This is a genomic window from Empedobacter sp. UBA7248, assembly GCF_002472945.1.
GTDB classification, from domain to species: domain Bacteria; phylum Bacteroidota; class Bacteroidia; order Flavobacteriales; family Weeksellaceae; genus Empedobacter; species Empedobacter falsenii_C.
In genome coordinates, this window is the sequence record NZ_DKSU01000015.1 from 153,254 (window position 1) to 161,069 (window position 7,816).

At 33.1% G+C, this 7,816-nt stretch carries 5 protein-coding genes; 3 read left to right on the forward strand and 2 right to left on the reverse strand.

Annotation, left to right across the window (positions count from 1 at the left end):
- Positions 1 to 12 precede the first annotated feature (12 nt).
- A complete protein-coding gene (locus B4A23_RS14595; RefSeq protein WP_291121034.1) occupies positions 13 to 1,083 on the forward strand; it encodes an efflux RND transporter periplasmic adaptor subunit in 1,071 nt (356 codons plus the stop codon).
- Positions 1,084 to 1,096: 13 nt separating this feature from the next.
- Positions 1,097 to 4,273 carry an efflux RND transporter permease subunit gene (locus tag B4A23_RS14600; protein ID WP_291121036.1) on the forward strand — a complete coding sequence of 1,059 codons (3,177 nt, stop codon included), beginning with the start codon at positions 1,097 to 1,099 and terminating at the stop codon, positions 4,271 to 4,273.
- A gap of 156 nt (positions 4,274 to 4,429) precedes the next feature.
- Here B4A23_RS14600 and B4A23_RS14605 read toward each other — a convergent pair whose 3' ends face one another.
- On the reverse strand, positions 4,430 to 4,900 hold the full coding sequence (locus B4A23_RS14605; protein ID WP_286513826.1) for a DUF695 domain-containing protein: 471 nt from the start codon (positions 4,898 to 4,900) through the stop codon (positions 4,430 to 4,432).
- A 444-nt stretch (positions 4,901 to 5,344) separates the two neighbouring features.
- On the opposite strand from B4A23_RS14605, the gene B4A23_RS14610 reads away from it, so the two are divergent.
- Positions 5,345 to 6,166 (forward strand): hypothetical protein, encoded by an 822-nt coding sequence (locus tag B4A23_RS14610; protein ID WP_291121039.1) that lies wholly within the window; start codon positions 5,345 to 5,347, stop codon positions 6,164 to 6,166.
- A 55-nt stretch (positions 6,167 to 6,221) separates the two neighbouring features.
- On the opposite strand, the gene B4A23_RS14615 is transcribed toward B4A23_RS14610, so the two are convergent.
- Positions 6,222 to 7,514, reverse strand: coding sequence for a serine hydrolase domain-containing protein (locus tag B4A23_RS14615; protein WP_291121041.1), 1,293 nt, complete (start codon positions 7,512 to 7,514; stop codon positions 6,222 to 6,224).
- Positions 7,515 to 7,816: the final 302 nt, after the last annotated feature.

Genomic DNA, 7,816 nt, shown 5'->3' on the forward strand with positions numbered 1-7,816 from the left:
AGAACCGATTTTATGAAATCAGTAAAAACTTTACTTTATATATTAATTGCAGCCGGTTTGATTGGTGGTGCAATTTACATTATAAACAATAATAAAGCGAAACAAGAAGAAGAGGTAGCAATCGTAAATGCGGCTAATGACGATGTTGTGGTAAAAACGATTAAAGCTAATTTTCAAAGTTTAAATACAGATTATACGTCAAATGGTACATTTGCGCCATTTCAAGAAATGAGTTTTCCTTCAGAAATTTCTGGTCGAATTGTCCGTGTTTTGGTTGATGAAGGAAGTTATGTTTCTGTTGGTCAAACATTGGCAATAATCAAAAAAGATGCGATTGAAGTTGATGTTACACAAGCACAAAATAATCTTCAAAATGCAATTATTGACAATCAACGTTACGAAAATGCGTATAAAACAGGAGGTGTAACAAAGCAACAATTGGATAATTCGCGTTTGCAATTAAAAAATGCAAGAGCAGCGGTTTCTGCACAAAATTTGCGTGTGCGTGATACGAATGTAAAAGCAACGATTTCTGGTGTAATCAACAAACGTTATATCGAGCCAGGATCTGTAGTAGCACCAGGTTCTCAAATGTTTGATATTGTAAATGTGTCAAAATTAAAATTACAAGTTACAGTAACAGAAGCTGAGGTTGTCAATCTTAAAGTTGGTCAAACAATCAAAGTGTTGGCGAGTGTTTTTCCAGATCAAGAATTTGTAGGAAAAATATCTTTTATTGCGCCTAAAGCAGATGCTTCGTTAAATTTCCCTGTGGAAATTCAGGTTTCAAATAATTCAGGATTAAAAGCTGGTATGTATGGAACGGCAGTTTTTTCGACAAAAGATGATGTGAATGCTGGCAAAAATGTATTGGTTGTTCCTGCGAATGCTTTTGTGAACGGAATTAGTTCTGGACAAGTTTTCGTGGTTGAAAATAATACAGCAAAATTAACGAAAGTTGTGATTGGGAAAACGGTTGGAACTGAAGTTGAAATTATCAGCGGATTAAAAGATGGAGCTGAAATCGTAACAAGTGGTCAGATTAATCTGAAAGATGGCACGAAAGTGAAAGTTGTAAAATAAGAGTAGTTTTTCCATGAAAATAGCAGAAATATCAATTAAACGACCTACGATGATTATCGTGTTATTCACGATTTTGACTTTGGGAGGATTGTTTAGTTATACGCAAATGGGATACGAATTAATCCCAAAATTTGAAACGAATGTTGTTACAATTTCAACAGTTTATCCTGGAGCTTCTCCAAACGAAGTTGAAAATTCTGTAACCAAAAAGATAGAGGATGCGGTTGCAGCCTTAGAAAATGTAAAGAAAGTAGAGTCGAAATCATACGAAAGTTTATCGGTTGTGATGGTGACGTTGAATTCTGATGCAAATGCAGATTTAGCGCTAAATGATGCGCAACGTAAGATTAATGCAATCGAAAAAGATTTACCAGATGATGTAGATCCGCCTTCGTTGACGAAATTCTCGTTGAGTGATTTACCAATTATTACAGCTGGTGTAACGTCTGATAAGTTGACAGAAAAAGATTTGTATGATTTATTGGATAAAAAAGTAGAACCAGTTTTATCACGTGTAACAGGTGTTGCGCAAGTAAATTTGATTGGAGGACAAGAACGTGAAATTCAGGTAAGTTTAGATCCTTTGAAATTGAAAGGTTACGGATTATCTGTGCCTCAAGTTCAACAAGCAATTTTGACTTCGAATTTAGATTTCCCAACAGGAAGTGTAAAAACGCGTGAAAATTCGACAATTATTCGTCTTTCGGGAAAATATAAATCGGTTGATGAATTAAATAATTTAGTGATTTCTTCGAATAATGGCATTCAAGTTCGTTTGTCAGAAGTTGCTTTTGTGCAAGATTCTCAGAAAGAAGTAGAAAAAATAGCACGTGTTAATCAGAGTTCGGCGATTATTGTTCAGGTTGTAAAACAATCTGATGCAAATGCTGTGGCTGTTTCTGAATTGATGAAAGAAACCATCAAAAAAGTTGAAGCTGATTATAGCAAAGAAGGTCTTAAAATTCAGATTGTAAATGATACGTCTGATTTTACATTGGCAGCTGCAGATCACGTTATTTTCGATTTAGTTTTAGCCGTTGTGTTGGTTGCAATTGTGATGCTTTTGTTTCTACATAGTATTCGTAATGCCTTTATTGTAATGGTTTCTATTCCAGCTTCGTTAATCGCAACGTTTATCGGAATGTATTTGATGGGTTATACGTTAAACTTGATGTCGTTACTTGGTTTATCACTTGTTGTGGGAATTTTGGTGGATGACGCGATTGTAGTTTTAGAGAATATTTACCGTCATATGGAGATGGGAAAATCGAAAATTAGAGCATCGTATGACGGAGCAAAAGAAATTGGATTTACCGTAACTGCGATTACATTGGTAATTGTAGTGGTTTTCTTACCAATTGCAATGAGTACAGGTTTGGTTTCTAACGTTATTTCTCAATTCTGTGTTACCGTAGTTATCGCAACCTTATTATCGTTATTGTCATCGTTTACAATTGTACCTTGGTTATCATCTCGTTTTGGGAAATTAGAGCATATCACAGGGAAAAATATTTTCGAAAAATTTATTCTTTGGTTCGAAAAACAATTAACAAAATTCACGCATTTCATTTCTGATATGTTAGAATGGTGTTTAAAATCAACTGTTCGAAGAATTGGTGTTTTTATTGGAGTTTTCATTCTTTTATTCGGGACAATTGCCATCTTAATGGGAGGAAAATACATTGGTGGAGAATTTTTCCCGAAAACAGATAAAGGAGAATTCTTAGTTCAGATGGAATTACCAAAAGATGCAACAATCGAAGAGTCAAACTTTGTAACACAAAAAGCAGAGAAATTTTTACGTGGTAAAAAAGAGGTTGTTGATATGATTACAACTGTTGGTCAAAGTTCCGAAGGTTTTGGAGCGGCGCAAGCAACAGCTTATAAGTCGGAGATTGATGTTATTCTAAATGATAAATCAGAGCGTGAAGATAATTCGTTTATTTATGCAGCAAAAGTAAAACGTGAATTAGAAAAAGAATTGGTTGGAGTGAAAGTGAAAACTGTTCCAGTTGGTTTGATCGGAGCAGAACAAGCGCCAATTGCGTTGGTTGTGACTGGTCCAAATTTAGAAAGCGCGATGAAATTTGCTGAATTAGCAAAACATGAATTAGAACAAATTAAAGGTTCTTCGGAAGTGAAATTAACAACAGAAGCGGGTAATCCTGAAATTAATGTGCAAGTTGACCGTGATAAAATGTCATCTTTAGGATTGAATCTTCAAACGGTTGGTTTAACCATGCAAACGGCTTTCTCTGGAAATACAGATGGTAAATTCCGTGCTGGTGAATACGAATATGATATTAATATTCAGTATAACGATTTCAATCGTTCTAATATTGATGATGTTCGTAGCTTAATTTTTGTGAATGATAAAGGACAACAAATTCGATTAGATCAATTTGCAACGGTTATGCAAAGTTCAGGTCCAAGTTTCTTAGAGCGTCGTGATAAAACGCCTTCTGTAACGGTTCAAGCGCAATCGGTTGGTCGTACAACAGGTGATATTGTAACTGATTTCAAGGAAAGTTTGAAGAAAATAGACAATAAGAAACCAACTGGTGTTTCTTATGTTTGGGGTGGAGATGAAGAAAATCAATCCGAAGGTTTTGGTACATTAGGTTATGCATTATTAGCTGCAATTATCTTGGTTTACTTGGTAATGGTTGCTTTGTACGACTCGTTTATTTATCCTTTCGTGGTTTTGTTTTCGATTCCATTATCATTAATTGGAGTTTTCGTAGTGTTGGCATTAACAAACAATTCATTGAATATCTTCACGATTCTCGGAATGATTATGTTGATTGGTTTGGTGTGTAAAAATGCGATTTTATTGGTCGACTTTACCAATCACCGAAAAGAAGCTGGCGAAACGACACACAATGCTTTGGTACAAGCCAATCATGCGCGTCTTCGTCCAATTTTGATGACAACAATTGCGATGGTTTTTGGTATGATTCCGATTGCCTTAGCAAAAGGAGCAGGAGCGGAGATGAACAATGGTTTAGCATGGGTAATTATTGGTGGTTTAGTGTCATCATTATTCCTAACCTTAATTATCGTTCCTGTGGTTTATTCATTATTCGATAGTACAATTCGTCGTTTCTCAAAAGGTGAAAAAGTAGATTATGAAGCAGAAATGGTGGCTGATTACGAAGCAAGACAAATAAAAGAAGAATGGGAAGAGTAATCTTTAGTTTTTAGATATTTAATCAAAACCGCTCAGTTTTATTATTTTAATTTAGATATAAAAAAAAATCCTTGTCAAGGTTCTACACTTTGACAAGTATTTTTTATTTAGTTGAAAACTCGTTATTTTGCTAATGCGATGTTAGCTGTAGTGTTTTTAATCTTCAATATTTCTTGAATACCATTCTGTTAATTCCCAAGTTTCATCTTTCTCGATTCTATAATTAAATTCACGAGGATAATTTTCTGAGTCAATTAATTTAGTAAGAAAATCATTTGCAAGTTCTGGTGAATAAATTTTATAGATTAATTGTCTAGTTGAATTCCAAGTTATTCTCGCAAAGAAAAGTGCATTTGGTTTCTCCTTATTATTACCTTTAATTTTGTTATCCAAAAACTCTTCAAATTTTTCAATGATTTTTAATTCTTCTTCCGAAGGCATTCCATTTTCAATAGTTTTATCAAAATCAATTAATATTGAGCAATTCCAAGAAAATACTTTTTTCAAATTTTTGCTTTTCAAGTTATCATTTACAATGGCAATTCCAGGAAGTTGTTCCTGTTTAAATTCCAAAACTTTATAAATTTCCTCGGGAATAAAAACTTCAATATCATCTGATTTTTTCATTTGTAGCAGTTTTATTTGGTAACATTACAGCTAACATTATTTTTCTCACGAAGTTAAACATAGTCAAGTTTCGTAAAAAAACATTATATCAGCTTTTCTTTAATTTCCTGCTAATATAAACATTCACAATAATAGTTAAAGTGTTACTTAGTTTTTTCTATTATTCTCTAAAAAGATTTGATTACAAACAGGTTTGTTTTACCTTTCTCGAGTCCTCAGTTTATTATAAACAGATATGTTTTACCTTTCCTGAGTCCTCGGTTGATTACAAACAAGTGTGTTTTACCTTACCCGAGTCCTCGGTTAATTATAAACAGGTGTGTTTTACCTTACCTGAGTCCTCGGTTAATTACAAAGAAATTTATTTTTTAACTATTTCTAGTGAGTTTTAGACGAATTAAAACGTTTAATTTTGGCTAATATTAATTGAGACTTTCTATAGAAATGAAAAAACTATTTTTATTGACAACATTATTTATGATGTCAGCACTTTTTGCTCAACAAGCGACTAATACATTAGAAGGCGTTTTTACAACAAAAGCAAAAGATGAATTATATAATCCATTGAAATTTGATGGAAAAGGAAGAGTAACAATCGGTGAATTTGATGAGGTTGGTTACGAATTTACTGAACGCAACGATTCGGTTATAATATTTGTCGAAAAAACGGTTTTTATCTTCAAAAAAGAGAAAAATCAATTAAAAGGAATTTCAGATTGGGTAGATAAAAAAGTATATAAATCAAATTTGAAATCTTTCGAAAATAAAGCTCAATCAAATCCAAAATTAGCGCAACGTGCAAATTGGATGGCTCAGAATTATGATATCAATTTTAAAAATAATGCTTCTTTTCTTTTTGATTTAGATGAAAATAGTTTGAATCAAAAATTAAAAGAAAATGAAACTGCAAATGCAAAACTGTGTAAAGAAGGTTTTGATGAAAGTTGTAAAGTAGTTTTTGCTTATAAATTTGCTGAACAATCTGGTGGTGTTTTCGAAACCTTGAATGCGGCAGATGATATAAAACTTAAACCAAATAAAGAGTTAGAGCAATTGGCACAACGTGTGATAGATTTAGGAAATCCAGATGGATACGGATTATTTTATACGTATTATTATTTTACTGGACAAAAAGAAAAAGCAGAGCAATTTTTACAAAAAGGTTTAGACTTAGGATCTGCATATTGCAACGAGATATCTTTAAATTCAGCTTTAAGTGAATTTGGAGAAGGTTTACAATCAGAAGTAGAAGAATTAGAAGATTAATTCGAACAAATTATCCTATAATAAAATAAAAGCTCAACTAATGTTGAGCTTTTTGTTATTTAGTCAATAAATATTTTGCAACAGCATGATAAGCAGGTAACGAATACGGATCGTTCGCACTATTCGATGCAACTGGATTCGAAGCAAAGCGCACAATAACCATTTCCGCTTTTGGATCAACATAAATCGCTTGACCATGAACGCCTCGTGCCATAAACGCTTGATGCTCATTATGCGTCACCCACCACATATCCTTATAACTCCAATTTTTTAATAGTTTATAATCTGCCTTTGCAAAAGCTTTCTGATTTCCACCTTTTTTGATTTCATCAACCAATTTTTTAGGCAAGATTTGTTTGTTATTAAAATATCCGTTGCTTCGAATCATTTCTCCAAACATTGCCAAATCTCTCAAATTAGCATTAAATCCACCACCAGCAAATGCAATTCCAGCACCATCAATTTGGTAATAACCATCAAAATTAGTTCCCAATGGTTGCCAAAATTTTTCAGATAAAATTTGAGCCAAAGGTTTGTTCATCACTTTTGTAATAATCCAGCCCATTACATCCGTATTCACTGTTTTATAACCAAAAGCTTCACCATGTTGACCATTTTTCTTGACTGTTTTTAGATAATCATAATAATTTGTAGGTCCATTATAATTTGCAGGTTTAGGAAAAGGATTTCCAGCAGCCGAAAAAGCCCAAACTTCTGCATTCGGATCGCTGTAATCTTCACTATACTGTAAAGCTGTAGTCATGTCCAAAACTTGACGAATCGTCGCATCACCAAAGGCTGAGGTTTTCAATTCAGGAATATAATCACTACATTTTTTATTCTCATCTAGAATACCTTCAGCAACTAACATTCCACCAAGAGTTCCTGTTAAGGTTTTACTCACAGACATTAAGGCATGTCTACCTTGAGGATTTAACTCCCCAAAATATTTTTCATACACAATAGTTCCTTTGTGTAAAACAATTATGCCGTCCGTATAATTCTTTTGTAAAGAAGCTTCCCAAGTCATGGTTTCCTTACTTTCTAAAGGAGTAAATGCAATTTTATCAATATTCTTATCCAATTTACTTGTCCAAGTATATCTGTTTTCCTGTGCCGAAGCGACATTTACAGTTGGGAAAAATTCGCGCATATGACAAACGCTATATCGTAAAGCCGGAAAGTTAAAAAAGCTACCATCTATAGCGGACAAAATATCTTCTTTTGCAGGTGGAAACCCTTTCATCCAACTAAAATTCTTTGGATCAGACTCCTCCGCTGTCAAAACTTTTTGTGCATAACTCATCTCTGTCATCACTAAAATTAAACAAACTAATATTTTTTTCATAGTTGTACTATTTATTTGGTTAATAAATGAAGTAGAGGAGAAGCTTGTTTCTCAAATTTACAAAAACCATTTCAAACTTTCTTAATTTTAACGTACTATATAATATACTAATAATTCCGCTTTCACGGAATTTCTCTCGATTCGTTCCTTCAAAAGTATCCATTTTGCTTTTCTTTTGTTCAAGAAAAGCAAAACGTCTAATCATTTTCTGCGGTAAAAACGGGCTTTTCTCGTCTAAAATTGTCGATCTCTTGTTTTAAATCAAAAAAAATCAAAAAAAATCAAAAAATATTTCTCATCAT

Bases quoted from the DNA above. Each gene is read 5' to 3' on its own strand.
- B4A23_RS14595 (WP_291121034.1), top strand. From the start codon at position 13: ATGAAATCAGTAAAAACTTTACTTTATATATTAATTGCAGCCGGTTTG.
- B4A23_RS14600 (WP_291121036.1), top strand. From the start codon at position 1,097: ATGAAAATAGCAGAAATATCAATTAAACGACCTACGATGATTATCGTG.
- B4A23_RS14605 (WP_286513826.1), bottom strand. From the start codon at position 4,900: ATGAAAAAATCAGATGATATTGAAGTTTTTATTCCCGAGGAAATTTAT.
- B4A23_RS14610 (WP_291121039.1), top strand. From the start codon at position 5,345: ATGAAAAAACTATTTTTATTGACAACATTATTTATGATGTCAGCACTT.
- B4A23_RS14615 (WP_291121041.1), bottom strand. From the start codon at position 7,514: ATGAAAAAAATATTAGTTTGTTTAATTTTAGTGATGACAGAGATGAGT.